Raw genomic sequence first — 26,635 nt, 5'->3', positions numbered from 1 at the left:
CAGGCTCCGACAAAGAAGGTATAGCAACTGTTTATGAATGAATTACCCAAGGATTTACACGAATCCCCGCCTACCGAGCTGGACCGGCCAGCCAGCATAGTAGTGGAGACCGGCAGTCCGGACATGGCGCAAGTACAGGCCGACACCAAAGCGGCTCTGGCGGCGGCCAGTGCTGAAAGTACCTTTTCGCTGCGTGTGCTGACTGTCAACATCCATAAAGGCTTTAGCTTTTTCAACCGCAAATTCATCTTGCCCGAATTACGCGAAGCCGTTCGCATGGTGGGCGCAGACGTGGTGTTTCTACAGGAAGTCACCGGCAGTAATTCCAAGCACAGTGAGAAATTTGACAACTACCCGGATGAGCCGCATTACGAGTTCTTAGCCGACAGCATTTGGCCGGAATTCGCGTACGGGCGCAACGCCGTCTACACCAGTGGCGACCATGGCAATGCCATCTTGTCAAAGTTCCCCATCGTGCGCTTTGACAACCATGACGTATCCATCAGCGGCCCCGAACGCCGTGGTCTGCTGCACTGCGAGATAGAAATACCCGGCAAAGCCATGAACCTGCACGCGATTTGTGTGCATTTGAGTCTGACCGAGGCACATCGAAATCGTCAAATGCAGATGTTGTGCAAGTTAATCTTAAAAGATGTTCCGGCACAGGCGGCTTTAGTCGTTGCCGGCGACTTTAACGACTGGCGACAGCGCGCCCATAGTCAACTAGCTGTTGGCGCCAATCTGCGTGAAGTATTTATAGAAACCTACGGCAAACCGGCCAGAACTTTTCCAGCGCGCCTGCCGCTGCTAAGACTAGACCGAATATATGTGCGCAATGCAATTGGTCATACGCCGGTGGTGTTGCCTAGCAAGCCTTGGACGCACTTGTCAGACCATGCGCCGCTAGCGGCTGAAATAGAGATTTAAGCCAGCACCGAAGTCAGGTGTCTGGATTAAATAGTCACAGCCTCAGAGCGCATGCTCGGTGTAGAAACGACCACCGTGGAACAGCAGCGGCGAAGCGCCAACGCGGTGGCTGCAACGCTCAACCTCGCCAACAAAAATCACATGATCGCCTTCCTCATAGCGGCTGCGATTAAAACACTCAAAACTAGCTGCCGCACCTTTTAGTAGTGGCGCGCCATTGGCGCCTTCGCTGAATTCAACACCACTCCAGCGGTCTTCACGTTTGCTTGCGAAACGCTCAGCGAGTTCTTTTTGGTCGGCCGCCAAAATATTGACCGCGTAATGTGAGCCCTTAGACAGCGCGTCCATAGAGCCGGCCGTGTTGGACAAACTCCAAAGCACAAGAGGCGGGCTAAGGGAGACTGAGTTAAAGGAGTTGGCGGTCAGGCCAACCAGCTCACCACTGGCGCTGCGCGCCGTGATGATAGTCACGCCGGTGGCGAACATGGCCAGCGAGCTGCGAAATTCCTTTTGGGAGAAATCCGGAGCGGTTGCTTGGAGGGGAATTAGGGAAGTCAACATAGATCAATACTTTTCAAACAGCCCACAGTTGGGTCGGACCATTTTGCGCTAAGGGGCAGTTATTTCGCAGTGAGGTGGGCAATGACCATTGGTTAAGGTCGCGCAAAGCACGAACAAAACGGGTGGCTAGAGCTGCCAAAAGCTAAAACAAACTCATGACTTGAGTCTGTGTTGAAGGAAAAATGCCAACATCGCCGCAGAGGCAGACGGGCCTTGTGGATCGGTATAACTGCCAGCTGCGTCGCCGCCAGACCAAGCATGATCTCCCTCGGCGATCGACCAGCGCTCAATTTGAGCCACACCTTTGGCGTCGCTGTAGACCGTGCGCAGAGCGGCCCGCGCGTCTGTTCCACCTTGACTCTCGCAAGCCGTGAGGATTATCCCTGCTTGCGCAAAAGCGGCCTGTGCAGCGCGCGCGATATGTTCACTATTGTCTGGGTGAACCGTCGCGTCGGCGCTGCCGTGAAACACAATTGTGGGGATGGCAGACACCTCAGCCAAAGTTTGCGGTGAGGCGATTTGCATCGCGTTAAGTGCCGTCAGCAAACTACTGGCCGACCCGGCGGGCAGACCTGAATGCACGCCAAGCGCTGCATAAATATCGGGATACAAACCCGCCACCAAAGTGGCCATGGCCCCGCCCGCCGACAGGCCAGCGATATATACCCTAGCTGGATCAGGCTCCGGAATTTGAGCCTTTTTACCGCCATGGGATGCCAATACATGCAAGGTCAACGCGGCTATCATGCCGGGCTCGCCTTGACCACGCAGCTGGTGCTCGGGTTCAAACCAGTTCCAGCAGCGACCGCTATTGGCCGCGGTTATCTGCTCGGGGTAAAGGACTAGGCAATGCTGTTCGCTGGCCAGTTGATTCATAGCCGTGCCCTGTGAGAAATCCAGTGCATCTTGCTTACAGCCGTGCAGCAGCACAACTAGCGGAAATTTTTGTTGCGGCACGACTTTGGCTGATGCGGGCACAAACAGGCGGTAGGGATAAAGTTGGCCCTCGAACTCGAACTGGTCTTCCACAAAATTGCCAGAAGCTGAGGACGTGGACTTAATCAGTGGTTTTGCTACAGGTTCGGTTGTCGATTTAGCGGTCAGTTTGGCTGAAGAATCGGACTCCGCTTTAGCTTGCGACTGATTGGCAGCATCCGTACTGGGGACGACCTTAGCGCCGTGCAACATACTTTGGGACAAATTTGTCATGCTGCGTTGGATCAGCTTGGTCGCGTCTACCAGCCTGCCCATGCCAGCCAGGCAGGTAGCCTTGATCATGGCTCGATTGAAATTTTTTTGCGGTTTCATGATTCGTTTCTAGTTCGCCGCAAAGAAATGCTGCGGTGCAACAAAGAATACGCTGTTTTAGCGTTACATGCCAGTCAGCGGCCGTAGAAAAACTACATGAATAGAGGTAATTGCGATTTTTTGACAGTTAACACCACTTTTAAAGCCATTTTTTATCGCCTATAAAGGTCGCCCATCCAAAAAGCGAAACGCCATTGCAGGCTGCTCGCCGCTGATGAGTTCAGCTAAGGCCTTGCCGGAGCCCGCGCCATGCGTCCAACCCAACGTGCCGTGACCAGCGTTAACCCACAGCTTGGCAACACTGGTCTGGCCGATATAGGGAATATTGGTCGGCGTCGCAGGCCTTAAACCGGTCCAAAAACGCGGCTCACCGCCTTGCTCAATGCTGCGGGTGTCGCAAACACCGGGAAGAACTCGCTCAACCCGCTCGGCTAGCATCTGGCAGCGCGCCTTGGCCACCACGCTGGTCAGTGAAAGGTCGTAGCCGCTCAGCTCTATGGTGCCTGCCACGCGCAGAAAACTGTCCTCGCCACTGCCAAGCCGGCTCATCGCACATTTAACCTCGTCGTCAATGCTGCTGACATAAGGCGCGAGTTCGGGTTTGAGCAATCGAAAACTGGCGCTATAACCCTTGCCGGGATAAATCGGCAGATTCACGCCAACTGTGCGCAGCATGGGCGCGGTGTAAGAACCGCAGGCGACCACTACTGCGTCGGCCGTCAGACGGATGGGTTGGCGCGGGCCGAGCGCTGCCGACGCGCGTTCACGAACCACGACAGAGGTAATAGCGCCGGCCTTTTTCTCTAGCCGTTCCATGTCGTGCTGGTACAAAAACACGGCGCCGCGCTGGGCGCAAAGCTGGGCCAAGGATTGGGTAAAAACACGTGCATCACCGCTCTCGTCGCTGGCGGTGTATGTACCGCCTACGATTTCAGGCGCAAAGGCGGTAAATGCGGGCTCAATTGCCAGCAACTCGGCCGTACTCACCAATTGGCGGTCTACCCCATATTGGCGCATCAAAGCGGCCGCATCACCGGCGCTATCAAAGGCTTTTTGGTCGGTATAAAAGTGCGCAATGCCGCGCTCCAGTCGGCTGTACTCAATGCCGGTCGCCGCCACCACTTCTTTAAGAGCCACATGGCTGTAAGCGCCCAGTGCGACGATTTGCTCTACGTTCTTCGCAAAGGCTTGATCGTTACAGTTGGCGAGAAACTTCAAACTCCAGCGCCATTGATGAATATCGAATTGAGGACGAAACAGCAGCGGCGCATCGTTGCGAAACATCCACTTGAGCGCCTTTAGCGGCGCATCGCGGTTGGCCCACGGCTCGCAATAACTGACTGAAATTTGCGCTGCGTTTGCAAAACTGGTCTCCAGCGCCGCGTCTGGCTGACGCTCGACAATCGTGACCTCATGGCCACGCTCGAGTAAATGCCAAGCAGTACTCACGCCAATAATGCCCGCGCCCAGAATTAATACTTTCATGTTTTTCCTCAACGCAATAACAATGCCACTACATATGCAAAACATATATTAGATAAGTGTGATCGCGCTTGCGTGCTTTTAAAAGAAAAATTAAACTCTTTGAGAAATCATCAGTACAGCTAATAGAAGACTTTGAGTATGAACACCTACGATCCAGATGCACTTGAATGCTTGGCCGCCATTGTTGAAGAAGGCGGTTTTGAGCGCGCGGCTCGCCGTCTGTCCATCACACAGTCGGCAGTTTCTCAACGCTTGCGCGCGCTAGAAGCTCAAGTGGGCACCGTGCTAATAGTGCGCAGCCGACCACTCAAAGCAACATCGGCTGGGATGCTGCTGCTCAAACACACCAAAATGCTGCGCCTATTGCGCGCCGACCTAGAGCGCGACCTTAAAGAGTTGGCACCCAGTTCTCTGGGCAGTACACGCGAAGAAGAGCGTATCTCGATCGCCATTAACGCTGACAGCATTGCCACTTGGGCGATGCAAGCTTTGACCGCATTGGCGCAGCAAGGTTTGCCCATGGAGATCATTACCGACGACCAAGACTTCACCCACGAGTGGCTGCGCGAAGGCCAAGTGCTGGGCTGTGTGACCACCTTAAAGCAAGCCTTGCGTGGCTGCAAAATTACGCCGCTAGGCGCCATGGAATACATCGCCGTTGCCACGCCGCAATTCGCACAGAGCCGACTCTCCAGTCTGGGCAGCGTGGGCGGCGGTCAAAGCGCATTTGGTCTGACGGCGCACAATTTTCGCGACGTGCCATTTGTGGCCTTCAATCGCAAAGATGACATGCAAAGCGAGTTTGTCGGCAAAGCATTCAATCTGAAAAGCGTGAGTCTGAATCAACTATTCGTGCCGTCCTCTGAAGGCCAAGTACGTGCCGTGCTGGCCGGCTGGGGCGTTAGCGTGGTGCCGCGTTTACTCACGCAGGGCTTGATAGACCAAGGTTTACTGATTAACGCAGCGCCAGACCACGTGTTGCCAATTCAGCTTTACTGGCATTGCTGGAACCTAGAGTCCGAGGTGCTGGACGCATTAACGTTGGCATTAAAGCACTCATCCAACGCGTTTTTAGTACCCAACCCAGCCTAAGCGCCATTTTTTATCTAGGGAATATCCTAGTTTTGTCATTTTGCACCACTTGCTAAGCTAAAAATGTATCGTTATTAAACAGTTTATTTCAGTAAAGCTCTTCACCAGAGGTAAAGCAAAATGTTCATCATGCCGGTCACCAATGCACAAACGCATTCGACACCCACTTACCTCTGCAAGCCCATACCAGCGTTAAAGAAAATACTGGCTTCAAACGCAAGCTACACAAATTCAATACGCGCAATACGTTTGATGCTAAAAATACTGCTAGTTGCAGCGCTAAATCACATGCCAGCGCAGGGGGAAACAACACCTTCTGCCCCAAAAAATACTTTAAAAATAGGAGTGATAGGTCCGTTCACAGGGCCTTCCGCAGACTTTGGTGTGCCCATGCGTAACGGCATAGAGCTGGCCGTACAAGAAATCAACGCTGTCGGTGGCTATCTCGGTCGCCAGCTCGATATTGTTTACAAAAACGATCAGGCCACTCCCGACATTGGTAGAAAGGCCGCGCAAGAATTAGCCGCTGAAAAAGCGGTGGCGGTTATTGGTTTTTGCAACACCGGCGTAGCAGCTAAATCGCTGGATGTGTTCCAAACCGAGAAAATACCGCTCATCATTCCCTGCGCCACGGGAACGCCTTTGACCGCCAAATACCCGGCGCCCGAAAGCTATATTTTTCGCACCTCGCCGCGCGACTCGATTCAAGCGCCTTTTGTGGTCGATGACATCATTAAACGCAACTGGACCCGGGTAGCCATTTTTGCGGATACAACCGCTTATGGGGAGGCCGGCTTAGCAGACGTAGAAAAAGCGCTGGCAGCCAAAAAACTAACCCCGGTGTATGTCGCGCGTTTTCCGCTGGGTGTGAAAGACCTCTCAAAAGAACTAAAAACCGCCCGAGCAGCTGGCGCTAACGTGGTCTATAGCTACACCGTCGGGCCCGAAAATGCAATGATTGCACGCGGTCGTCAGGCACTGGGCTGGAAAGTACCGCAAGTCGGTGGATGGCCGTTGTCCTTTCCCTTTTTCATAGACGGAGGTAAGGAATCCGCCGATGGCGCGCTGATGTCTCAGACCTTTATCGCCGAGCCCAGCAACGAGCGCAGAGCAGCTTTTCTCGCCACATATGCACGCAAGTTCAAGGTCAAAAAAATCACCGTCCCGATGGCCGCCGCGCAAGGCTATGACTCAGTTTATTTACTAATTTACGCATTGTTTGGCATCCAAAACGGGAATATCACCGGGCCCGCAATCAAAGACGCACTAGAGAGCAAATTGCGCACTTATTACGGAGTTGTAGCAACCTACGAGCAACCGTTTAGCAAAGAGGACAAGGACGCAGCGACACGAAATATGCTGGTCATGGGCATGGTTCAAAACGGCAGTATCACCTTCGCTTACCCGGAAGATGCAAAAAGAAATCTGTTTGTCCAACGCAAACAATAGCACGCTGCGCGTAGTCAAAAACGTGCTTTAACTGGCTGCAACCGGCAACAAAAAAACGGCTTTTTAAAAAGCTATTTTTTTGTTTTTGAAATTTTTTCTCACTAAAAAATTCTTTTAATTGTGTTGCTCGCATTCAAAGTTTCACGCAGCACGCGGGCTTTCTCAGCATCAAAGTCACCCGCAACCCGGGCCAGCACATCACCTTCTTGGTTCAGCACCAAAGCGTAAAATTGATCAGTCCCGTTTAAGCCAGCGTTGCGAGCAAAATCAGCTCGATTAGTGAAAAGTGGGAATAATCTGGCGCGCTCTGCGTCAGCCAGATAGCGCTGACGTAAGCGCTCCTCTGCCGCAGTTCTGCCCTCGTTAGTACCGGGATCATTGAGTACCGGCATGCGTACCCAGTTAATGGATGACTCTTCACTAAGACTAAGACCGGCAATCCAGTTATCTGCCTGGGCACGGTGGGTGGGTAAAAAAGTAATCAGCACCAGTGTGCGTTCCGCCGCTAATGGATGCGGCGTTAAAACTGGCACACGGCCCATAACAACTCTGTCGTTAGGCGCAAAAGTGGCCAATGCGCCTGCGATGGCAACGGCGGCAAGCCAAACAAAAGCATATGACAAGGTGCTTTTCATAATATTTCTCCGCTTTTTTCATAAAAGCTCTGCATAAAACATATGGCTTTACTGTACGCAAATTACCGATAAAAAGGGGACTATCAGCCATCAATTTTTACCAATGACTGCAGACAATTGCTTCGTTGAATGAAGACGCTTTTCACCGAATGCTCGAGCGTCTTTGACACTACTAAAGCATTGCAACTCGGACGCCGTCCGACGCATCACGTCAGGTATTAAGGCCTAGGTAAGAAGCGGCTGGCGAGCTAGTTAAAATATAGCAATGCCCAGTAAAAGCGCCCCCGCACCAGCCAAAGCATCCTTGGATGCAATAAGCCTAAACCCCAGTCCTCCCAAAGGCCTGCGCGCAGCCAACGCAGCGCTAAAGCCGTCATTCAAAGCTCAGATGCTTCAGGCGCGAGAAGACGCCATCATCCAAGCGGTCAATCGGCTGCTGGCAGAAAAAGGCTTTGATCTGATGACGGTCGATGAGGTTGCCGCAGAAGTCGGCATTGCAAAGGCAAGTCTTTACAAGCACTTTCCCAGCAAAGAAGACTTGGCAGCAGCGGCCATGGTTCACATGATTAGCCGAGCCCGGTATTTTCTGGATCACCTGCCTATCAGTGCTAAACCGATAGACAAACTCAAGTCGTTGGTGCGCTGGATGATGGGCCTACAACTGACGGGGCAAATGCCCTCGTTGCCAAGCCAAAACTCCAGCTTGCGCGCCAACTTAATCGCCAACAAGGTTTATCTTGAAGGACTGATACAAGTCAGTGACCTAATTGGCGAGTGGATTGTGGAGGCGCAAAAAGACGGCTCACTGTGCCAACAAACGCAGCCCATAGTCGTTCTCTACACACTGTATTCGCGTGCATGCGATCCAGTCCTTGAATTTTTGAAGGCTGGCGGTCAGCATACCGACGACGAAATCATTGAAATCGTCATTGCAACTTGCTTTGATGGTCTGAGCGCACGCCAACCGGCCAAAAGCTAGACCTCAATCAGCAAATCGGGCTGAAAGGCCAGTTGTTCGTTTTTTCGCGCATAGCCCAAGGGATTAGCCACAACGCGGCAACCCTGACTGCGATAGTCATTGGCGCAGTGCAAATGGCCGTGCAGCCAAAGTTGCGCTTGCGGCAGCAAGTTATCGAGTGCGTTACAAAAACCAGCCGTGCCAGGCGACATACCGTAGCGCGGATCAGCGCTGAGCAAGCTAGGCGCAAAGTGGGTAACCACCACCGTCGGGCCAGCAAAAGGCACGGCCAGCGCTTGGCTTAACCAAGCTTGGCTTTGCAATCCATGCTCACGCAACTCGGCGGCTAGCAAGGGCTGGCCAGCGCGGGTTGAATGGTTTTTCTTCAGATAAAAGTTGGCTGCTCGAATAGCCTTGTCCAGAGAGGTCTGACCGTTCTTGTCTTTTCCAGGTTGTGCCAAAGCATCAAAGTCGCTCCACAAGGTGCTGCCGATAAAGCGCACGCCTTGATGCGTCAGGCTTTGCTGCTCTAGCCAGACCAGTCCCAAGCGCTGGCAAGTCTCACGCAAGCGCAGATGGGCGGTCTCAAAATCTTGGCCGTCATACTCGTGGTTACCAGGCACAAAGAAAACCGGTGTTGGCCAGGCCGCGCCGCCTTGTGAGACCGGCAAGGGGGAAAATCGCGCTAAGCCGTAATCGGCAACGCCCAGACTACTGAGTTGGGAGCCCGACTGGTAGGAGCCGATATCGCCAGCCAGCACTAGCAAGTCAGCGCCAGGAACCGGTTTGGCAAAAAAATGTGGATTTGACTCCAAATGCAGATCGGATAGCAACTGAATTTTCAAAACAAACTCACTAAAGACACGTAGGCAAGGTTTGTGGCCGCAAACGAAAACAATGTTTGCAGCCGTATCGAGCGGAGGGAAAATGGCATCGCCTAAGCATAGCGCCTATCCCCGTGAGGGCATGACGGTAGTGGCTTTGAGTCGGCGAAATCTCACTAGTGGGCGCGTAGCCAAAAGCCGCCAACTGCTAAGGACATCATGAAGCAAAGGCCTGAGCAGCTACGCGAGCCACCGCTTGGCGCAACCAAATATGCGCCAAACTTTGTTGGTTTCGTCTATGCCAAATGGCACCAACGTGTACCGGTGAGACATCAAAAGGCAAAGGCCGCAACAGCAATTGCCCAGCGATTCCAGTCACGCCCACAAAGTGGCGCGGCAGCACAGTGAGTAAATTTGAGTTCGCGACCACCCGACCAGCGGTGAAAAACTGATTAACAGTGAGCACTACCTGTCGCTCACGACCCAACGTAGCAAGCGCTTCATCAATAAACCCAAAGGGCCGACCCGAAAAACTCACCAGCATGTGGCGAGCGGCGCAAAACACATCCAGCGTCAAGTCTTGCTCGGCCAGCGGATGACCGGTACGCATCACACACACATACTCGCCGACATACAAACGTTGGTGTTCGAATGCCACGGCTTCGGCGGCTTGGGCTCGCGCGGTGAGGTCGGCAAGGACGGAAGGGAAATAGCCGAGTGCAAGATCAACCGTTTCTTCTTCAAGCAAAAGACGCGGATCGCGTGTCGTCAGCGGCAACACCCGCACCGACAGTCCAGGCGCCTCTTGCTCGAGTATGTCGACTAAGCCGGGCATTAGCTCCGCGGCAGTTGCATCAGCCATGGCCAGCACAAAGGTTGAGCGCGCTTGGGCAGGCACAAAGCCGGTGGGCGTGATGGATTCCTGCAACAGCTGTAAGGCCTCGCGCACGCTGGGCCAGAGCGCTAACGCACGCGCTGTCGGCACCATGCCTTGACCACTGCGCCTGACCAATTCGTCGTCCAGTGTCTCACGCAAGCGGCGCAGCGCGTTGCTAACGGCTGGTTGCGTTAGCGATAAGTTGCGCGCCGCCCGGGTCAGACTGCGCTCGGCCATGACCTCATCGAAAACGCGCAACAAATTCAAATCCAGTGTGCGGAAATTGGCCTTTTTCAATGGTGTCTTTCAGCTGCGTTCATCAGTGAAATTTTGGAGGTTTTTGAGGTCTGAATGACCTATTCATTGATTCTATGAATGTTCATCATCATTAATATAAAGTTGAACGTCATCAGTAGAAACCCTATGATTACTTTATTCGCCGCCAACCTGCCGGCTACTATTTCAGAAACGGACGCACACCATGACTAGCTTTGTTCACACCAACTTCCCCAAAACCCATGCCGGCGCTGACCGCCTTGAATCGGCTGCTGGTGCAATTGGCCAAGCACGGCGCAGTTTTTCGGGTTCACGTAGCCTGACTACCTTACTGCTGTCATCTGTGGCAGCGGCAATCATGGTGGCGGCCTATCAAGTGATGGACAACGTGGCCGAAGGTCATCTGCTCATGGTTTGGGTTGCAATGTGGGCCGTCGCCTTTGCCTTGCTAGCCATCATTGCGGGCACCGCACGTGGCCTAGCAGCCAAGCTCAAAGTCAGCATGGACAACTGGTCTGCCAACTTGGCCCGTCAGCGCGCCGACACCCGTCTTTGGGAAGCGGCCAAGAACGACAGCCGCGTGATGGCTGACTTGCGTAGCGCACAGACGCGTTACGAGTCCGAGTTCAGCGTCACACTACCCGCCACGAAAACCGCTACTGAGCAGCCTAATCTTGACACCGCCAGCACACTGTCACGCGTATATCGCCACAGCTACGTCTAAGTAGTCAAATTAGCAGGCATTAAAAAAGCCACCCTAGGGTGGCTTTTTTACGTTTAACGGAAATTTATGCGGCTAAACGTTTTTCAATCGCCGCTTTAGTGGCGGTCAAAGCTTGCGGTAAGTGGTGTTCAAGTTGTTGAAACAACTCGCTATGCAAGGCCAGCTCTTGCACCCATTCAGCTTTATCCATGCTGGTCACACTATGGTATTTTTCGGCGCTGAAGTCCAAGCCATTCCAGCTCAAATCAGTGTAGGCAGGACTCACACCCATGATGTTGTCTTGACCTTGAGCCGTGCCCTCAATACGCTCAATCATCCACTTGAGAACGCGCATATTCTCGCCATAGCCAGGCCAGACAAACTTACCGTCTGCGCCCTTGCGGAACCAGTTGGTGGTGTAAATCTTAGGCAGATTCGCGCCAGACGCAGCAATTTTTTCGCCCATATTGAGCCAATGCTGGAAATAGTCGCTCATGTTGTAGCCAGCAAACGGCAGCATGGCAAACGGATCGCGCCTGACCACACCGGCTTGACCGGTCGCTGCTGCCGTGGTTTCCGAGCCCATGGTCGCAGCCATGTAAACGCCTTCTACCCAATTACGAGCCTCGGTCACCAGTGGCACAGTGGTGGAACGGCGGCCACCAAACATAAAGGCGTCAATCACCACGCCCTTTGGATCATCCCAAGCCGGATCTAAGGCTGGGTTATTGGTGGCAGCAACCGTAAAGCGTGCATTCGGGTGCGCCGCTTTAGCGCCGGTGAGCTTGGCGATTTCTGGCGACCATTCATTGCCCTGCCAGTCGATAGCGTGGGCGGGTGGATTGCCCATGCCTTCCCACCACACATCGCCGTCATCGGTCAGTGCGACGTTGGTGAAGATGGTGTCACTGCGCAAGCTGGTCATGCAGTTGGGATTGGTCAAGGTATTCGTGCCAGGCGCCACGCCAAAATAACCAGCCTCAGGATTGATGGCGTAAAGCTTGCCATCGGCGCCGGGCTTAATCCAAGCGATATCGTCGCCAATCGTGGTGACGCTCCAGCCGTCAAGACCGGCCGGTGGAATCAGCATTGCAAAATTGGTTTTACCGCAGGCCGACGGGAAAGCCGCGGCAACATGGTATTTTTTGCCCTGCGGTGTAGTCACACCAAGTATGAGCATGTGCTCGGCCAACCAGCCCTCGTCGCGGCCCATATTCGAAGCAATGCGCAGCGCAAAGCATTTTTTGCCCAACAAAGCATTGCCGCCATAGCCCGAGCCGTAGGACCAAATCTCGCGGGTCTCAGGGTAGTGGACTATGTACTTGGTCTTGTTGCAAGGCCACTTGCTGCTGTGCTCGCCTGCGGCCAATGGTGCGCCTACCGTGTGTACGCAAGGCACAAAATCGCCGTTGTCGCCCAACACATCAAAAACCGCTTTACCCATGCGGGTCATGATCTTCATATTCACGGCGACGTAAGCGCTGTCGGACAGTTCTATGCCGATGTGGGCAATCGGGGAACCCAAAGGGCCCATGCTGAAAGGCACAACATACATCGTGCGGCCAGCCATGCAGCCGTCAAACAGCGGCTGTAGCGTCTGACGCATGTCAGCCGGCGCCATCCAATTGTTGGTTGGGCCGGCATCTTCTTTTTTGGCCGAACAGATGTAGGTGCGGTCTTCAACGCGCGCTACATCAGTAGGATCGCTTTGGGCGAGAAAGCTGTTGGGACGTTTTACCGCGTCGAGTTTTTTAAAGGTACCTGCCTCAACCAGTTTTTGGCAAAGGTTTTGATATTCCTGATCGCTACCGTCGCACCAATGAATGCTCTCGGGTTTGCACAAGGCGACCATATCGGCGACCCAAGCAATGAGTTTGGCATTCTTGACATAGCTAGGTGTATTGAGGGCCAGCCCCTGCATTACGGGTAAGTTCATTGCATTACTCCAAAGTTAAAAAACACGATTTCGACAAGGGCCTGCAGACTTTGGATGGGACAAAAATAAAGGCTGTCGAAATGATGCTTACGGGGTGCTTGCTAGCCGTTTACGCAACTAGTTTCACATGCGAATGAGTGGACTATTTTATGAAGATTACTAGGGAGTTACATAGCGGTTACACCCAATCATTATGCAAAATAAGCATGGGGTTATGCTGAAACTAAGTTGCCGATTGAAACCGCAACACAAGCTCTGATGCCATTTTTGGCTTACTCTTAATCGTTTCAGCACTGGTGACTTATGTGCCGGCGCTGTCTCTGTGTTTGCCAAGCGTTGTCGGCGTCTGAAACCTTGGTTAGAGCGCAGAGTCGCGGCGAATAGCAGTGATGAAATAGCGGCAACTAGGAATAGCTAGCGCCAAACTTGCGTTGTAGTTTTTTTACTTTATTAACAAGTCAATGCAAAAAGCCGGCAGATATGCCGGCTTTTTTACGTCTGAGGCACTCCGACCTGCTGGCGCGTAAAGCTACTGCGTAAAGCTACTGCGTAAAGTCTAGCGATTGCAAGTTGAGCAGTTGCCTGAATTACTCAGGATTCGCGATTGAACGTCACTACTGACGCTCAATCGCAGCGTATCAAGCCATTGAAACAGCAATAAAAGCCAGCAAAAACATCAGCACAGCGCCCACAATCGGCAGAATCACCGGCGCGGAATGCGCGATCGATTCGACTACGTCCGGCGCATGAGCTGACTCAGTTGCAGGACTGGCGTGGATAGCTGTAGTGGCGTGATCAACGGGCTTGGACATGCAGACTCCTAAAAAGTAGAAAAACTTGATTCATTTTACCGTTGCAAATCCAACAACCCGTCTTAGACCACAGTGAGGGCCGTAACAATCAAATCAATGCTGCTCAACAGCCTCAAAGCCAGCGTTGTTTAGTGCTTGAAGCACCAGCGCAATATGCGGCCGACCACGGGTTTGAATCACCAGCTCAATTTCTACGTTCTGGGCCGATAGCATAGTAAAAGCGCGTTGATGATGCACCTCATCAATATTCGCACCGGCGTCGGCCACCGTAGCAGTCACTTTGGCCAACGAGCCCGGCACATCACGCACGCTGACGATGATGCGCGCCAGTCGGCCGGCACGCACCATGCCGCGCTCAATGATGGCGGCTAACAGCAGCGGATCGATATTGCCGCCGCACAGCACCAAACCAACCTTCTTACCGGCAAAGCGTTCAGGGTATTTCAGCAGCGCCGCCAGCCCCGCAGCGCCGGCGCCTTCAACCAAGGTTTTTTCGATTTCTAGCAGCATGACCATGGCTTGCTCGATGTCGCCCTCGTCAACCAGCAGCATGTCGTCAACCAGCCGCGCAATGATGGCTTGGGTAATCACGCCGGGCCGAGCAACCGCAATACCGTCAGCGATGGTGCTACTGCCCTGCGGGTGATTCGTGCCCTTGATGGCGTTGACCATGGCAGGAAAACGCGAAGTCTGCACACCTATGATTTCTATCTCCGGTTTCATAGCCTTGGCCGCTGTTGCTATGCCAGCAATCAGTCCACCACCGCCCACCGCAATGACCAACGTATCTAACTCGGGCAAGGCCTGCATCATCTCTAAGCCCACGGTTCCTTGACCGGCAACTATGGCTCCGTCGTCATAGGGGTGGACAAAAAGTAAACCTTGTTGATCAGCGAGCTCCAACGCATGCGAACGCGACTCGTCAAGGCTGTCGCCAAACAGCACGATCTCGGCACCGAAGCCGCGGGTGCGCTCGACTTTCACGCCGGGCGTGAAGCGCGGCATCACAATCACGGCGCGCACACCGAGGCGCTCTGCGTGATAGGCCACGCCTTGGGCATGGTTGCCGGCACTCATGGCAATCACACCGCGCGCGCGCTCGGCCGCAGTGAGTTGAGCCAGTTTGTTGCAAGCGCCGCGCTCTTTAAAAGAGGCGGTGTATTGCAAGTTTTCAAACTTTAGAAAAATCTGCGCGCCAGTCACTTGTGAGAGCGTGCGTGACTCCACACAAGGTGTGTTCAACAGGTGGCCGTGCAAGCGCTGGGCGGCTTGTTCAATGTCGATAAGACTGAGCATGAGTTTCCTGAATTTCTTGAGTAACGACTATTTTCCATCACCGACCTGCGCTACAGCCAACCAGCGACACGTCCGGCGCAATAAGTACCTAAAAAGAAAGGTAAAAGAAAGGCAAAAGCCAGAGAAATAATTATTTTGTAATTCCCAGATTTAAAGCCCGCAAAACGGTCACGCCTGCGTCACAATCGCGGCTTATTCTGCCCAGCTGCACCCACTCCGCATGGCAACGACAGGCTGCATCGCAACTACTTTGCTGGGCCTGATTTACTCACCTCTCACCACCTGCACCGCATGAAACGATATGCCCCACAACTGGTTGCAGATAAGCACCTGACCGGCTTTAGCTGGCGAGACGCCATGGTGCTGATCACACTTTTTGGCTTGTTTTGGAGCGCGCTACATTTTGGCCGCGGCATGCTGGTGGCGTTTGATGGCGCGGGTTTGCCAGAGCTCGACATGTCGACTTCGCAAATCCCCTATTACGCCGGTCGCACACTGATGCGCATGTGGATTGCATTTGCTTTTTCACTATTTTTCGCCGTCTCACTGGGTTATCTGGCGGCAAAAAACAAACTCGCGCGCAGCATGATTTTGCCAGCGCTCGACGTGCTGCAGTCGGTGCCGGTACTGGGATTTTTATCTGCCACGGTAGCCGGTTTTATGGCGCTGTTTCCGGGTAGTTTACTGGGCGTTGAATGCGCCGCTATTTTTGCTATTTTCACCGGTCAAGTCTGGAATATGGCGTTTGGTTTTTACCATTCCATGATCACCATTCCCACCGACATGCAAGAGGCAGCATCCACCTATGGCCTGACTCGCTGGCAACGCTTTCGCTCGTTGGAGCTGCCCGCCTCGGCACATAGCTTGATCTGGAACTCCATGATGTCATTTGGCGGCGGTTGGTTTTTTGTGGCGCAAAGCGAAGCCATTAGCGTGATGAACAAAGACCTCAAGCTACCGGGACTGGGCTCGTACATGGCCGGCGCGATTGAGCGCGGCGACAACCATGCGGCGTTGCTGGCCGTCATCGCCATGCTCAGTTTGATACTGGTGAGCGACCAACTGGTCTGGCGCCCGCTAATCGCTTGGGCCGACAAATTCAAAATGGAGCTCACCGACTCCGGCCAAGCTCCGACCTCATGGGTCTACAAACTGCTGCGCGGTGCCTACCTTTTTGACTGGCTACAACAACGCGTCTGGCAGCCACTGGGCGACATGCTGGGCGCATTACAAGCCAGGACTAAACAGCGGCCAAAAGCGCTGCGGCGAAACCGTCCCAACTGGCTGCTGCGCGCGCTAGGCCTGCTGCTGGCCACATGGGCGATTTACGAGGTAGTCATGGCCTGTCTCGCCGCATTGGCGGCGCTGCACGGCGCACTCACTTTAGGTCAGTTTGCTCACATCGCTTGGTTAGGGTTTTTGACCTTTTTACGCGTGCTGGCCATGACGATTTTGGCTACCTTGATCTGGACGCCGATTGGTGTCTGGATAGGCTTTCACCCCAAAGCGGCACGCATTGCCCAACCGTTGGCGCAAATTGGCGCATCGTTTCCGGTGAATATGACTTTCCCGCTCATAGTCGGCTTGTTTGTAGCGACTGGCACACCGATTAACTGGGGCAGTATTTTTCTCATCGCCATGGGCACGCAGTGGTATATCTTGTTTAACGTGATTGCCGGTGCCATGGCCATCCCGAATGAACTCAAGGAAGTCGCCAGCATTTACGGCCTGCGCAAATGGAAGCTCTGGCGCACGCTGATACTGCCAGCGATTTTCCCATTCTGGGTAACCGGTGCTTGCACCGCCGCGGGCGGCGCTTGGAACGCCAGCATAGTCGCCGAAATTGCCACTTGGGGCACGACCACACTTAAAGCCGATGGTTTGGGCGCCTTCATCGCCGAAGCCACCAAGAGCGGCGACACGCCCATGATTATTGCCAGCATTGGCGTGATGTCGCTCTATGTTGTACTGCTCAACAAACTGGTCTGGCGCCGTCTGTACGCGTTTGCCGAGCGGCGCTTTCGTTTGGATTGATTTTTTAAAGTAACACCTGCGCTCACTGCCAAAGCACACCGTCCATGAACACTCTCAACCTAGACACCCACGGCAGCGTCAAGCCGCCTATTGCCGAGCTGTGCGCTGTCAACAAATCCTTCATCACCGCCGGTGGACATGAACTTAAAGTACTGCAAGACATAGACGTCGCTGTACACGAGGGTGAGTTGCTGGCGCTGCTAGGCCAATCCGGCTCAGGCAAATCGACTATTTTGCGTTGCCTCACCGGCCTGATTGAGCCGAGTTCTGGCCGCGCACTGATGGAAGGTCAACCGCTGCACGGCGTGAACACCCAAGCCTCGGTGGTGTTTCAAACCTTTGCGCTTTACCCCTGGCTAACGGTAGAGCAAAACGTGGCCGTCGGTCTGATGTCGCGCCAACTCAGCCGGGCCGATCGCGATGCCGCTGTAGACCGGGCGATTGAGCTGATTGGGCTGGGTAACTACCATGCGGCCTATCCCCGCGAGCTCTCGGGCGGCATGCGCCAGCGCGTCGGCATTGCCAGAGCGTTGGTGTCCCAGCCGCGCCTGCTGTGTCTGGACGAAGCCTTTAGCGCGCTAGATGTGCTGACGGCAGAAAATTTACGCCAAGAATTAATCAGCCTGTGGCGCACGCCGGGCACGGGTTTGAGTTCTATCTTCATGGTCACCCACAACATCGAAGAAGCGGTTGAGATGGCGACTCGTATCGTCGTGCTGTTTCCGCGTCCGGGCCGGCTTGGCTTGGTGTTGGATAACCCGCTGCCCTATCCGCGTGACACCCGTAGCACAGAGTTTCAAAGGTTGGTCAGCATCATCCACGAATGCATTACCACCACCACGCTGCCGGATCATCCCGCCGACCTGCTGGACGTGCCGCAAGCCGGCCAGCCGATCTCGCGCGGCAGAAAGCGCATGGAGTCAATCCCGCTGGTTCCCGTCGGTCAGATTTTGGGCTTATTGAGCATATTGCACGACTCGCCAGAGCTCTCCAACATCTACGACATCTCGGACGAGATTGGCAAAGAGTTTGGCGAAACCATCTCACTGGTCAAAGCCGCAGAAATCTTAGAGTTCATAGATACGCCAAAAGACGAGGTACGTTTTACCGAGCTAGGCCAGCGCTTTGTAGGCGCTGATGCGGCCGGCAAACAGGCGATTTTTGCTGAGCAGGTTTTTAAGTTGCGGCTGTTTCACATCATCATTGCGTTGCTCAATGAACACGAAGAAGTCGAAGCCGAGCGCGTGATCAAAGACATCGCCAGCGCTTTACCTTATGACAGTCCAGAAAAAGTTTTTGAGACCATGATTGCTTGGGGCCGCTATGCAGGACTGATGGATTTCAATACCAAAACCGGCATGGTGTTTGTGCCCAAGGATGACACGGACGAAATCGGGCAATAGCCGAGTTAGCAAAGTCATAAACGCTCTGGCCGCGTCAACGACCTGCGTGCATGACCATTAAGCGAATTGTTCTTGCGCACTGTGCGTACAATGATTCCAGCTTGTCGGGGTGCCAAAGATGTTTAATGTCTGAGGCTGAGATCGCTTTATGCGAGACCCGCTGAACCTGATCGGGGTCATTCCCGCGTAGGGAACAACGCAATTTTTTGGCCCCGGCACTCCCTCAAGAAAAATCTCCTTGAAGCATTCCGGCTCCCAGACAAGCACCAGTCCTTTTTGTGTTTGCCTGATGTTCCGGAGATTCCAAGCCATGGCCAAAACCCGCCTCACCGTTGATACCCAAGACCTGACCAACCGCATCACGCGCACGCCGTTTGCCGGCTCCGCGAAGATCTACCTGCCCGGCCCGCGCGCCGATATACAAGTACCGTTTCGCGAAGTCACACTGACCGAAACCTTGGTCCAAGACGGCCTAGGCGAGCGGCGCGAAGCCAACCCGCCGTTGCGCTTGTATGACTCATCTGGCGTCTACACCGACCCCTCAGCCAGCATTGACATCACCCGCGGCCTGAGCGCGCTGCGCGCCGACTGGATTGCCCAGCGCAATGACACCGAGGCATTGCCCGGCATTAGCAGCGCCTATGGCCAACAGCGTCTTAACGACAGCAGCTTGAGCGCGCTGCGCATGGCGCATTCGCCGGTGCCGCGCCGTGCGAAAGTGGGCGCCAACGTCTCGCAAATGCATTACGCCCGCAAAGGCATCATCACACCCGAAATGGAATACATCGCCGTGCGCGAAAACTTGGTGCGGGCGCAACTCGCCGAGCGCTTGGCGACCGAGCGCATGCCCAAAATTGGTCACTCGTTTAACGCCGCTATTCCCCAGAACGTGACGGCCGAATTTGTCCGTGATGAAGTCGCACGCGGTCGTGCGGTGATACCCAACAACATCAATCATCCGGAATCCGAGCCGATGATTATTGGCCGTAATTTCCTGATCAAGGTCAACTCCAACATCGGTAACTCAGCCGTGACGTCTTCGATTGAGGAAGAAGTTGACAAGCTAGTTTGGTCGATTCGCTGGGGCGCAGACACGGTGATGGATTTATCAACCGGCGAGAATATTCACGAAACTCGCGAATGGATTTTGCGCAATTCGCCAGTGCCGATTGGCACGGTGCCGCTTTATCAAGCACTAGAAAAAGTCAACGGCAAAGCCGAAGACCTGACTTGGGAATTGTTTCGCGACACCCTCATAGAGCAAGCCGAGCAAGGCGTGGACTACTTCACGATTCACGCCGGCGTGCGCCTAGCCTATGTGCCGCTGACCGCCAACCGCTTGACGGGCATCGTCTCGCGTGGTGGCTCCATCATGGCCAAGTGGTGTTTGTCGCACCACCGCGAGAGCTTTTTATACGAGCACTTTGAAGACATTTGCGAGATCATGAAAGCTTATGACGTTTGCTTCTCGCTGGGCGACGGTCTGCGTCCCGGCTCCATTGCCGACGCCAACGACGAAGCCCAATTCGCCGAACTGCACACCTTGGGCGAGCTGACGCAAATCGCCTGGAAACACGATGTACAGGTGATGATTGAAGGCCCAGGCCATGTGCCCTTGCAGTTGGTCAAAGAGAACGTAGACAAGCAACTCGAAGCCTGCTTTGAAGCACCTTTCTACACTTTGGGACCCTTGATTACCGATATCTCGCCCGGCTACGACCACATTTCATCCGCCATGGGTGCCGCCAATATTGGCTGGTATGGCACGGCCATGCTGTGCTACGTCACGCCCAAGGAACACTTAGGCCTACCTAACCGTGATGACGTCAAGCAAGGCTTGATTGCTTACAAAATTGCCGCCCACGCAGGCGACTTGGCCAAGGGTTATCCGGGCGCGCAGATGTGGGATAACGCGGTGTCTAAAGCGCGATTTGAATTTCGCTGGGAAGACCAGTTCCGTCTGGCGATTGATCCCGACACCGCCATGGCTTATCACGATGAAACTTTGCCCAAGGAAAACGCCAAAGTCGCGCATTTTTGCTCCATGTGTGGGCCAAAGTTTTGCTCCATGAAAATCTCCCAAGAAGTGCGCGAATTCGCGCGCTTAAACCCGGCCAGCACAACGCTGGCTGGCCAGTCCGGCGTGATCGCCATCAAACCGGTGGCGCTGGATATCAATAACAGTTTTGAAGAAAAAGCCAAGGAGTTCCGAAAAGGTGGCAATGAAATTTATTCTTAATTTATCCGCACCCAGGGCGCAAACATGAAACCAGCCAAAGCGCATATTGGCATCGCTGGTGCTGGCTTAGCGGGTCGCACCTTGGCCTGGCGTTTGCTGCGGGCTGGCTTTCGGGTCAGCCTGTTTGACGCACGCCAGCGCGGTGACCTGCACACCGCATCTATGACAGCGGCGGCCATGTTGGCGCCTATGGCCGAGTTGGCGGTGTCCGATAACGAAGTCTTCGCACTAGGTCAGCGCTCTATGCAGCTCTGGCCCAAATGGATAGGTGAGTTAGCTGAAGGCGGTGCAGCGCCGGTTTACTTTCGCGCCCAAGGCACTTTGGTCGTGGCCCATGCACAAGACGGCGCATCACTAGAACACTTTACCCGTCTGTTAGGCCACAAGCTGCCCGAAGAATGCAAACCACAAGTCCAAACGCTCAATGCAGCACAACTAGCCCATCGTGAACCGGCGCTAGCCGGCCGCTTTAATGGCGGCTTGTTTCTAGATGGCGAAGGTCAGCTTGACAACGAGGGCTGGATGACAACACTGGCCACCGAACTTGAAAGGCTAGGTCTGAATTGGCATGAAGGCCAGCCGGTGCAAAGCATTAGCGCGCATGAAATCACCAGCGCGGGTCAAAGCTATACCTTTGACGCCACAGTTGACGCACGCGGCGTGGGTGCTAAATCGGCCTTGCCAAAACTGCGCGGTGTACGCGGCGAGGTTTTACGCGTGCAGTGCACGGGCGTAGAACTGCTGCGGCCGGTGCGTCTCATGCACCCGCGCTACCAGCTGTATGTAGCGCCACGGCCAAACAATGTGTTTGTGGTCGGCGCTACCGAGTTGGAGTCTGAAGACACCGGCGCAGTCACCGTGCGATCGATGTTGGAATTAGCCAGTGCGCTGTATAGCCTGCACCCAGCTTTTGGCGAGGCCCGCATACTGCGCATGAATGCGGCGCTGCGCCCGGCGCTAGACGACCACCTGCCAGTCGTGGTGCAGCAAGACGGCGTCTGGCACATCAATGGCCTGTATCGCCACGGCTATCTCTGCACGCCAGCACTGGTCGATCAGCTGGCGCATAAACTAGCAGCTTGCTAAATTGCTGACTACTCACTAATGGCCATGACCGCACCACAAACCCAAACGGGATTTGAAATCACCCTGAACGGCAAGCCGCTGCACACCCGCGCAAACGCACTTCAAGCCTTGTTGATCGAACAAGGCTACGCGCTGCAAGGCGCGTTTGCCTGCGCCGTGAACAACAGTTTTGTACCGCGCCCGCAATGGCCGACTCAGACACTACAAGCACACGACCGCGTCGATGTGATCACACCGATTGCTGGAGGCTAACGCTAAATGAACGCAACAACAGACACTGGCATTGCCCACGGCCAGCCTTGGCAAGTCGCCGGTGTCACACTAAAAAGCCGCTTTTTTCTGGGCACCTCACATTACCCGTCGCCGCAAACACTGAGTGACGCCGTCGCCGCCAGTGGCACCCAAGTGCTGACCGTCGGCATGCGCCGGCTGCAACCTGAGAGCGGTGGCGGAAACAGTTTTTGGCAGCGTATCTCGGCGCTAGGTTGCCATATTTTGCCCAACACAGCGGGCTGCCATAGCGCGCAAGAAGCCATCACACTGGCGCAAATGGCACGCGAGATATTTGGCACCCAATGGATCAAGCTCGAAGTCATTGGCGATGACTACACCTTGCAGCCCGACACCCATGCCACGCTAGCGGCAGCCACAGAATTAGCGCGCGATGGCTTTGCCGTGTTTGCCTACACCACCGACGACTTAGTCATCGCCAAACGCCTGCACGACGCTGGCTGCGCCGCGGTCATGCCTTGGGCAGCACCTATTGGTACAGGCCGTGGCCCGCTTAACCCCTATGCGCTAGAGACCATGCGCAAAAGCCTGCCAGATGCAGTGCTAGTAGTTGACGCAGGACTAGGACGGCCGTCACATGCCGCCCAAGTCATGGAATTGGGCTTTGATGCCGTACTACTCAATACTGCGGTGGCCCAAGCCGGTGATCCAGTGCGTATGGCGCGGGCTTTTGCCGATGGCGTTGCCGGCGGCCGGGCGGCTTATGAATCGACGCCCATGCCAGAGCGCGCAGCAGCGCAAGCCTCGACCTCAACTGTCGGCATGCCGTTTTGGCATGCACCCTGAAAAAATAAAGCTTATGCACAACCCGTCTTTTGCCCCTTTAAGCGGCCCCCTCGGTTTTTACCCAGTCGTGCCAACTGCTGACTGGGTACAGCGTCTGCTTAGCTGGGGTGTGCGCACCGTGCAGCTGCGCATCAAGGAAACCGACCACAGCCCCGAGGAGATAGTGCGCCAAGTGCAAGCAGCAGTTGCCGCTGGCCGCTCTATTGCAGGTGCGCAAGTTTTTATCAACGACCATTGGCAATTGGCGCTGGACGCTGGCGCCTATGGCGTGCATCTGGGCCAAGAAGACTTGGACAGCGCCGACATAACCGCCTTGCGTCATGCTGGCCTGCGTCTGGGACTGAGTACTCATACGCCAGCAGAGCTGGCACGCGCCCATGCGGTGCAGCCATCGTATCTAGCCATAGGACCGGTCTACCCCACCACGCTTAAAGTCATGCCTTATGCACCAGTCGGACTAGAACAATTACAGGTGTGGGCAAAACTGGGCGCACCCTATCCGGTAGTGGCGATAGGCGGAATTTCACTAGACCGCATGCCGGGTGTGCTGGCCTGCGGCGTGCAGGGTGTAGCAGTGGTTAGCGCTGTGACATTGGCGCAGTCACCACAGGATGCAGCGCTGCAAGGCTTGGCAATTTTTCGTTCTGCCAGCGCACTGCGCTAAACCTCAATTGACATCGCCCGACAAAATAATACGGGCAGAAAAAAACCCCCGCACCCTAAAAGGGCCGGGGGTTTTGACTAAAACGTCAAACCGCGTTGTGTTTACAGCGCTGGGTAATCGATATAGCCTTTATCCGTGCCGCCGTAGAAAGTCGCACGGTCTTGTGGATTGAGCGGCGCCTTGATGCGCAGGCGTTCAACCAGATCTGGATTGGCAATAAACGGGCGACCAAAGGCCACCAGATCAGCGCCATTGCTAACCGCATGTTCAGCCAACTCTAAGTCGTAGCCGTTGTTCACCATCCATGCACCATTACCGCCAGCATCGTGATAGGCCGCCTTCAATGCAGAGTAGTCAAAGGGATGCTCTTCGAGCTCGCGCGCACCGCCAGTAGAGCCTTCAACTATATGGATGTATGCAAGGTTCATACTCGCCAATTGACGAACCACATAATCAAACAAAGGCTGTGGATCTGCGTCAAGTGAGTCGTTAGCCGGGGTAACTGGTGAGAGTCGAATACCGGTACGGCCACCGCCAATGTCGTCGGTAATGGCTTGCATGATTTCAAGCATGAGACGGGCGCGGTTTTCAATGCTGCCGCCATACTCGTCGGTGCGTTTGTTAGAGCCGCTGCGCAAAAACTGGTCTAACAAATAACCATTGGCTGCATGTACCTCAACGCCATCAAAACCGGCGACGTCTACTGCATTGCGAGCAGCAACCTTGTAGCTGTTCACAAGGTCAGGCAACTCATCAGTCTCCAATGCGCGCGGCTCAGAAGTGTCCACAAAAGTTGGCACACCATTCTGGATCAAAACGGTTTTGGTTTTTGCCGTGATCGCCGAAGGCGCTACCGGTTTGCCGCCGTTGGGTTGTAAGTCCACGTGGGAAACGCGGCCCACATGCCAAAGCTGGACAACCATCTTGCCGCCTTTCTCATGCACACCGTCAGTCACGCGCTTCCACGCTTCGAGCTGATCCGCACCGTAAAGGCCGGGTACATCAGAGTAGCCCTGCGCTTGGTGAGTAATAGCAGTCGCTTCGCTGATGATTAAACCGGCAGTGGCGCGCTGGGCATAGTACGTGGCCACCATAGGCGGCGGTACGGCGTTCGGTGAGCGGTTGCGCGTGAGCGGCGCCATAACAATACGATTCGTCAACTGTAAGTCGCCGATTTGAACCGGATTAAAAAGAGTACGGGCGGTGACGCTGGAGGATGTAGTCATAAGGATTTAATTAATCAAGAAAAGTGAAAAAAGTAAGGAAAGTGAGAAGAAAAACTGCTTTGTCAGCGGTTTTTTATAACCATTGCCCCGATGCTATCGGTCTTTGTTCATTGGTGCAGGGCTGCAGAGATCAGACTTTTTCTGAAAGGGAATTAGTAATATGACTGGACTTGTTGACTGCAAACAAGTTATCGCTATAAAAAATATAGCAACGAGCAAAGCTAGTGGCCGCAGTCCTACACGTATACGCGCAAGCATCTGATGCGCTGCAATCGTCTCTACTTTTAGGATTGGACGATGTCAGCTTTGTCTACCGTCTCTGGTCTTGCTTCGTCACACCGAAATTTTTTTATGCTCAAGTACGCTTTACTGTTTTCCCTCCTCTCTTTATTCGCAGCAGGCTTGGGATTTGGTGACATAGCCATGGATATTTCTAGTGTTGTAAACACTGCTGATATTGCCCAAACCGCATCGGCTCTATTTTTAGTAATGACTCTGCTTTTTGCGTTGCTCGCCCTCGGCAGCAGCAAAACGGTGAACGCAGTTTGTAAATAAATGGCTGCGCTCAAAATCCGCCCCATTTCACTCCAGTCTTTAGCCCCGTTACAAAACAGACTCTTTACGCCAGCGAACAACCAGCAGCGCAGGGTGTATCAAGCCAAAATTTCAGAGTTCATGCTGCTTAGCCGGCTGAAGGCAAAAAACCGGCGTGATCTATCGGCCGAAGTACTAGAGCGAGCGACTCTCATGACTCAACTCACCTGCAAGTACTGGTTTAGTGCGACCGAAAAATCGCCGACATCACCCGCTTTAAACGCCGACAGGTCGTACGCTGCAAAGAGCTAGTACGCCATTTACAACGCCAGCGCCATGGTAAAAAAGTCATAAAACTAAGTTATGCATTCCAACGCAAAGAAGTCAAATAAATATGCAAATTACCACCGTTGATTCGCTGCTTGAATACGAAATTGCCCAAACCGCACATTTCATATTTCATATTGAAGCGGCTTTCCATGAGGGGCATCGCGTTCTCGAGGAACGCCTGACCATCACGCCGAGTATGAAAGTTCGGCACTTTTCGGATGACCGCAGCGGTAATCGCTTCGTGCGTTTAGATGCGCCGCGCGGCATTTTGTCTATCAACTATCACGCCAAAGTTGAGATCAATCCTTTGCCGGAGCAGCTAAACCTACCGGAATGTCCGGTCAGCAACTTACCCGACGAAGTCTTGCGCTACTTGATGCCTAGCCGGTATTGCGAATCCGACAGCCTGAGCCGCGCCGCCCAGCAAATGTTTGGTCAACTACCGACCGGCGTGCAGCGAGTGACTGCGATCAACGACTGGATGCAAACTGCGATTGAATATCTGCCCGGCTATAACGATGGCCACACCAGCGCGCAAGAAGTGTTTGTGCAGCGCGCCGGCGTCAGTCGTGACTTTGCGCACCTAGGCATCGCCCTGTGTCGGGCGCTGAATATTCCGGCAAGACTGGTTGTAGGCTACGTCAAATTTGCCGCACCGCCGCAAGACTTCCACGCGGTTTACGAAGCTTGGTTAGACCAGCAGTGGGTTGTGTTTGATCCGACCCAAAAAGCCTCTATAGACAAACTTGTACGAGTGGGCACTGGACGCGATACCAAGGATGTGGCGTTTGCAACAGCCTTTGGCAATGTGCAATTGCTGCAAAAAACGCTGCGCATCGATGAAGCTGAGCAATCGCTCAACACGATCGGCCAAACCGATGCCGCAAGCTGACTCAAACTTTA

General features: G+C 54.1%; 24 protein-coding genes and 1 riboswitch. Of the genes, 14 read left to right on the top strand and 10 right to left on the bottom strand.

The window, feature by feature from the left end:
• Positions 1-123: 123 nt before the first annotated feature.
• Positions 124-927, top strand: coding sequence for an endonuclease/exonuclease/phosphatase family protein (locus HC248_RS00205; RefSeq protein ID WP_168923594.1), 804 nt, complete (start codon positions 124-126; stop codon positions 925-927).
• A gap of 42 nt (positions 928-969) precedes the next feature.
• On the opposite strand, the gene HC248_RS00200 is transcribed toward HC248_RS00205, so the two are convergent.
• The 3 genes from HC248_RS00200 to HC248_RS00190 form a co-directional block, all read right to left on the bottom strand.
• Positions 970-1,488: a flavin reductase family protein gene (locus HC248_RS00200; RefSeq protein ID WP_168920720.1), complete on the bottom strand. Its 519-nt coding sequence runs from the start codon at positions 1,486-1,488 to the stop codon at positions 970-972.
• 153 nt (positions 1,489-1,641) lie between these two features.
• On the bottom strand, positions 1,642-2,796 hold the full coding sequence (locus HC248_RS00195; protein WP_168920719.1) for an extracellular catalytic domain type 1 short-chain-length polyhydroxyalkanoate depolymerase: 1,155 nt from the start codon (positions 2,794-2,796) through the stop codon (positions 1,642-1,644).
• 159 nt (positions 2,797-2,955) lie between these two features.
• A complete protein-coding gene (locus tag HC248_RS00190) occupies positions 2,956-4,281 on the bottom strand; it encodes a D-amino acid dehydrogenase (RefSeq protein ID WP_168920718.1) in 1,326 nt (441 codons plus the stop codon).
• A 138-nt stretch (positions 4,282-4,419) separates the two neighbouring features.
• Here HC248_RS00190 and HC248_RS00185 point away from each other — a divergent pair, with 138 nt between their 5' ends.
• Entirely contained in the window at positions 4,420-5,373 is a 954-nt protein-coding gene (locus HC248_RS00185; RefSeq protein ID WP_168920717.1) for a LysR family transcriptional regulator ArgP, read from the top strand.
• Positions 5,374-5,661: 288 nt separating this feature from the next.
• Positions 5,662-6,822, top strand: a complete 1,161-nt coding sequence (locus HC248_RS00180) for an ABC transporter substrate-binding protein (RefSeq protein WP_168923593.1) — start codon at positions 5,662-5,664, stop codon at positions 6,820-6,822.
• A gap of 101 nt (positions 6,823-6,923) precedes the next feature.
• Here HC248_RS00180 and HC248_RS00175 read toward each other — a convergent pair whose 3' ends face one another.
• Positions 6,924-7,457: a hypothetical protein gene (locus tag HC248_RS00175; RefSeq protein WP_168920716.1), complete on the bottom strand. Its 534-nt coding sequence runs from the start codon at positions 7,455-7,457 to the stop codon at positions 6,924-6,926.
• 388 nt (positions 7,458-7,845) lie between these two features.
• Between HC248_RS00175 and HC248_RS00170 the strand changes: the two genes are divergently transcribed.
• Positions 7,846-8,436 (top strand): TetR/AcrR family transcriptional regulator, encoded by a 591-nt coding sequence (locus HC248_RS00170; RefSeq protein ID WP_168923592.1) that lies wholly within the window; start codon positions 7,846-7,848, stop codon positions 8,434-8,436.
• Here HC248_RS00170 and HC248_RS00165 read toward each other — a convergent pair.
• Together HC248_RS00165 and HC248_RS00160 are read right to left on the bottom strand one after the other, a co-directional pair.
• Positions 8,433-9,260: a metallophosphoesterase gene (locus HC248_RS00165; RefSeq protein WP_168920715.1), complete on the bottom strand. Its 828-nt coding sequence runs from the start codon at positions 9,258-9,260 to the stop codon at positions 8,433-8,435. The genes HC248_RS00170 and HC248_RS00165 overlap by 4 nt on opposite strands.
• Positions 9,261-9,456: 196 nt before the next feature.
• Positions 9,457-10,413 carry a LysR family transcriptional regulator gene (locus HC248_RS00160; RefSeq protein ID WP_168920714.1) on the bottom strand — a complete coding sequence of 319 codons (957 nt, stop codon included), beginning with the start codon at positions 10,411-10,413 and terminating at the stop codon, positions 9,457-9,459.
• A 184-nt stretch (positions 10,414-10,597) separates the two neighbouring features.
• Between HC248_RS00160 and HC248_RS00155 the strand changes: the two genes are divergently transcribed.
• Positions 10,598-11,116: a hypothetical protein gene (locus HC248_RS00155; protein ID WP_168920713.1), complete on the top strand. Its 519-nt coding sequence runs from the start codon at positions 10,598-10,600 to the stop codon at positions 11,114-11,116.
• 64 nt (positions 11,117-11,180) lie between these two features.
• Here the strand turns inward: HC248_RS00155 and HC248_RS00150 are convergent, their stop codons facing one another.
• The 3 genes from HC248_RS00150 to HC248_RS00140 form a co-directional block, all read right to left on the bottom strand.
• Complete coding sequence (locus HC248_RS00150; RefSeq protein ID WP_168920712.1) at positions 11,181-13,031, bottom strand: phosphoenolpyruvate carboxykinase (GTP); 1,851 nt, start codon at positions 13,029-13,031, stop codon at positions 11,181-11,183.
• A gap of 638 nt (positions 13,032-13,669) precedes the next feature.
• Positions 13,670-13,843: a hypothetical protein gene (locus tag HC248_RS00145; RefSeq protein WP_168920711.1), complete on the bottom strand. Its 174-nt coding sequence runs from the start codon at positions 13,841-13,843 to the stop codon at positions 13,670-13,672.
• 93 nt (positions 13,844-13,936) lie between these two features.
• Positions 13,937-15,139, bottom strand: coding sequence for a threonine ammonia-lyase (locus HC248_RS00140; protein WP_168920710.1), 1,203 nt, complete (start codon positions 15,137-15,139; stop codon positions 13,937-13,939).
• Positions 15,140-15,430: 291 nt separating this feature from the next.
• On the opposite strand from HC248_RS00140, the gene HC248_RS00135 reads away from it, so the two are divergent.
• The 7 genes from HC248_RS00135 (at position 15,431) to thiE (ending at position 23,642) form a co-directional block, all read left to right on the top strand.
• Positions 15,431-17,173 (top strand): ABC transporter permease, encoded by a 1,743-nt coding sequence (locus HC248_RS00135; protein ID WP_168920709.1) that lies wholly within the window; start codon positions 15,431-15,433, stop codon positions 17,171-17,173.
• A 44-nt stretch (positions 17,174-17,217) separates the two neighbouring features.
• A complete protein-coding gene (locus tag HC248_RS00130) occupies positions 17,218-18,576 on the top strand; it encodes an ABC transporter ATP-binding protein (protein WP_168920708.1) in 1,359 nt (452 codons plus the stop codon).
• Between the two features lie 95 nt (positions 18,577-18,671).
• Positions 18,672-18,786: riboswitch (TPP riboswitch) on the top strand.
• Between the two features lie 100 nt (positions 18,787-18,886).
• Entirely contained in the window at positions 18,887-20,815 is a 1,929-nt protein-coding gene (thiC, locus tag HC248_RS00125; protein ID WP_168920707.1) for a phosphomethylpyrimidine synthase ThiC, read from the top strand.
• Between the two features lie 24 nt (positions 20,816-20,839).
• Positions 20,840-21,901 (top strand): glycine oxidase ThiO, encoded by a 1,062-nt coding sequence (gene thiO / locus HC248_RS00120; RefSeq protein ID WP_168920706.1) that lies wholly within the window; start codon positions 20,840-20,842, stop codon positions 21,899-21,901.
• Between the two features lie 24 nt (positions 21,902-21,925).
• A complete protein-coding gene (gene thiS / locus HC248_RS00115) occupies positions 21,926-22,153 on the top strand; it encodes a sulfur carrier protein ThiS (protein WP_168920705.1) in 228 nt (75 codons plus the stop codon).
• A 6-nt stretch (positions 22,154-22,159) separates the two neighbouring features.
• Entirely contained in the window at positions 22,160-22,978 is an 819-nt protein-coding gene (locus HC248_RS00110) for a thiazole synthase (protein ID WP_168920704.1), read from the top strand.
• A gap of 13 nt (positions 22,979-22,991) precedes the next feature.
• Complete coding sequence (thiE, locus tag HC248_RS00105) at positions 22,992-23,642, top strand: thiamine phosphate synthase (RefSeq protein ID WP_168920703.1); 651 nt, start codon at positions 22,992-22,994, stop codon at positions 23,640-23,642.
• Positions 23,643-23,743: 101 nt separating this feature from the next.
• Here thiE and HC248_RS00100 read toward each other — a convergent pair whose 3' ends face one another.
• A complete protein-coding gene (locus HC248_RS00100) occupies positions 23,744-24,868 on the bottom strand; it encodes an alkene reductase (RefSeq protein ID WP_168920702.1) in 1,125 nt (374 codons plus the stop codon).
• 351 nt (positions 24,869-25,219) lie between these two features.
• Here HC248_RS00100 and HC248_RS00095 point away from each other — a divergent pair, with 351 nt between their 5' ends.
• Together HC248_RS00095 and HC248_RS00090 are read left to right on the top strand one after the other, a co-directional pair.
• Complete coding sequence (locus tag HC248_RS00095) at positions 25,220-25,423, top strand: DUF1328 domain-containing protein (protein WP_168920701.1); 204 nt, start codon at positions 25,220-25,222, stop codon at positions 25,421-25,423.
• Positions 25,424-25,796: 373 nt separating this feature from the next.
• The gene (locus HC248_RS00090) at positions 25,797-26,624 is read left to right on the top strand and encodes a transglutaminase-like domain-containing protein (RefSeq protein WP_168920700.1); all 828 of its coding nucleotides are present in this window, start codon (positions 25,797-25,799) and stop codon (positions 26,622-26,624) included.
• Positions 26,625-26,635: the final 11 nt, after the last annotated feature.

Origin of the sequence: Polaromonas vacuolata (assembly GCF_012584515.1) — a bacterium.
GTDB classification, from domain to species: Bacteria; Pseudomonadota; Gammaproteobacteria; order Burkholderiales; family Burkholderiaceae_C; genus Polaromonas; species Polaromonas vacuolata.
Note: the sequence above shows the minus strand (reverse complement) of the source record. Positions and strands in the feature narration are given on the sequence as shown.

What these genes read in the sequence shown, in the direction of transcription:
- HC248_RS00135 (WP_168920709.1), top strand. Translation starts at nt 15,431, where the DNA reads ATGAAACGATATGCCCCACAACTGGTTGCAGATAAGCACCTGACCGGC.
- HC248_RS00180 (WP_168923593.1), top strand. Translation starts at nt 5,662, where the DNA reads ATGCCAGCGCAGGGGGAAACAACACCTTCTGCCCCAAAAAATACTTTA.
- HC248_RS00090 (WP_168920700.1), top strand. Translation starts at nt 25,797, where the DNA reads ATGCAAATTACCACCGTTGATTCGCTGCTTGAATACGAAATTGCCCAA.
- HC248_RS00095 (WP_168920701.1), top strand. Translation starts at nt 25,220, where the DNA reads ATGCTCAAGTACGCTTTACTGTTTTCCCTCCTCTCTTTATTCGCAGCA.
- HC248_RS00200 (WP_168920720.1), bottom strand. Translation starts at nt 1,488, where the DNA reads ATGTTGACTTCCCTAATTCCCCTCCAAGCAACCGCTCCGGATTTCTCC.
- HC248_RS00175 (WP_168920716.1), bottom strand. Translation starts at nt 7,457, where the DNA reads ATGAAAAGCACCTTGTCATATGCTTTTGTTTGGCTTGCCGCCGTTGCC.
- HC248_RS00170 (WP_168923592.1), top strand. Translation starts at nt 7,846, where the DNA reads ATGCTTCAGGCGCGAGAAGACGCCATCATCCAAGCGGTCAATCGGCTG.
- HC248_RS00145 (WP_168920711.1), bottom strand. Translation starts at nt 13,843, where the DNA reads ATGTCCAAGCCCGTTGATCACGCCACTACAGCTATCCACGCCAGTCCT.
- HC248_RS00150 (WP_168920712.1), bottom strand. Translation starts at nt 13,031, where the DNA reads ATGAACTTACCCGTAATGCAGGGGCTGGCCCTCAATACACCTAGCTAT.
- thiC (WP_168920707.1), top strand. Translation starts at nt 18,887, where the DNA reads ATGGCCAAAACCCGCCTCACCGTTGATACCCAAGACCTGACCAACCGC.
- HC248_RS00205 (WP_168923594.1), top strand. Translation starts at nt 124, where the DNA reads ATGGCGCAAGTACAGGCCGACACCAAAGCGGCTCTGGCGGCGGCCAGT.
- thiO (WP_168920706.1), top strand. Translation starts at nt 20,840, where the DNA reads ATGAAACCAGCCAAAGCGCATATTGGCATCGCTGGTGCTGGCTTAGCG.
- HC248_RS00155 (WP_168920713.1), top strand. Translation starts at nt 10,598, where the DNA reads ATGACTAGCTTTGTTCACACCAACTTCCCCAAAACCCATGCCGGCGCT.
- thiS (WP_168920705.1), top strand. Translation starts at nt 21,926, where the DNA reads ATGACCGCACCACAAACCCAAACGGGATTTGAAATCACCCTGAACGGC.
- thiE (WP_168920703.1), top strand. Translation starts at nt 22,992, where the DNA reads ATGCACAACCCGTCTTTTGCCCCTTTAAGCGGCCCCCTCGGTTTTTAC.
- HC248_RS00100 (WP_168920702.1), bottom strand. Translation starts at nt 24,868, where the DNA reads ATGACTACATCCTCCAGCGTCACCGCCCGTACTCTTTTTAATCCGGTT.
- HC248_RS00130 (WP_168920708.1), top strand. Translation starts at nt 17,218, where the DNA reads ATGAACACTCTCAACCTAGACACCCACGGCAGCGTCAAGCCGCCTATT.
- HC248_RS00195 (WP_168920719.1), bottom strand. Translation starts at nt 2,796, where the DNA reads ATGAAACCGCAAAAAAATTTCAATCGAGCCATGATCAAGGCTACCTGC.
- HC248_RS00140 (WP_168920710.1), bottom strand. Translation starts at nt 15,139, where the DNA reads ATGCTCAGTCTTATCGACATTGAACAAGCCGCCCAGCGCTTGCACGGC.
- HC248_RS00185 (WP_168920717.1), top strand. Translation starts at nt 4,420, where the DNA reads ATGAACACCTACGATCCAGATGCACTTGAATGCTTGGCCGCCATTGTT.
- HC248_RS00190 (WP_168920718.1), bottom strand. Translation starts at nt 4,281, where the DNA reads ATGAAAGTATTAATTCTGGGCGCGGGCATTATTGGCGTGAGTACTGCT.
- HC248_RS00110 (WP_168920704.1), top strand. Translation starts at nt 22,160, where the DNA reads ATGAACGCAACAACAGACACTGGCATTGCCCACGGCCAGCCTTGGCAA.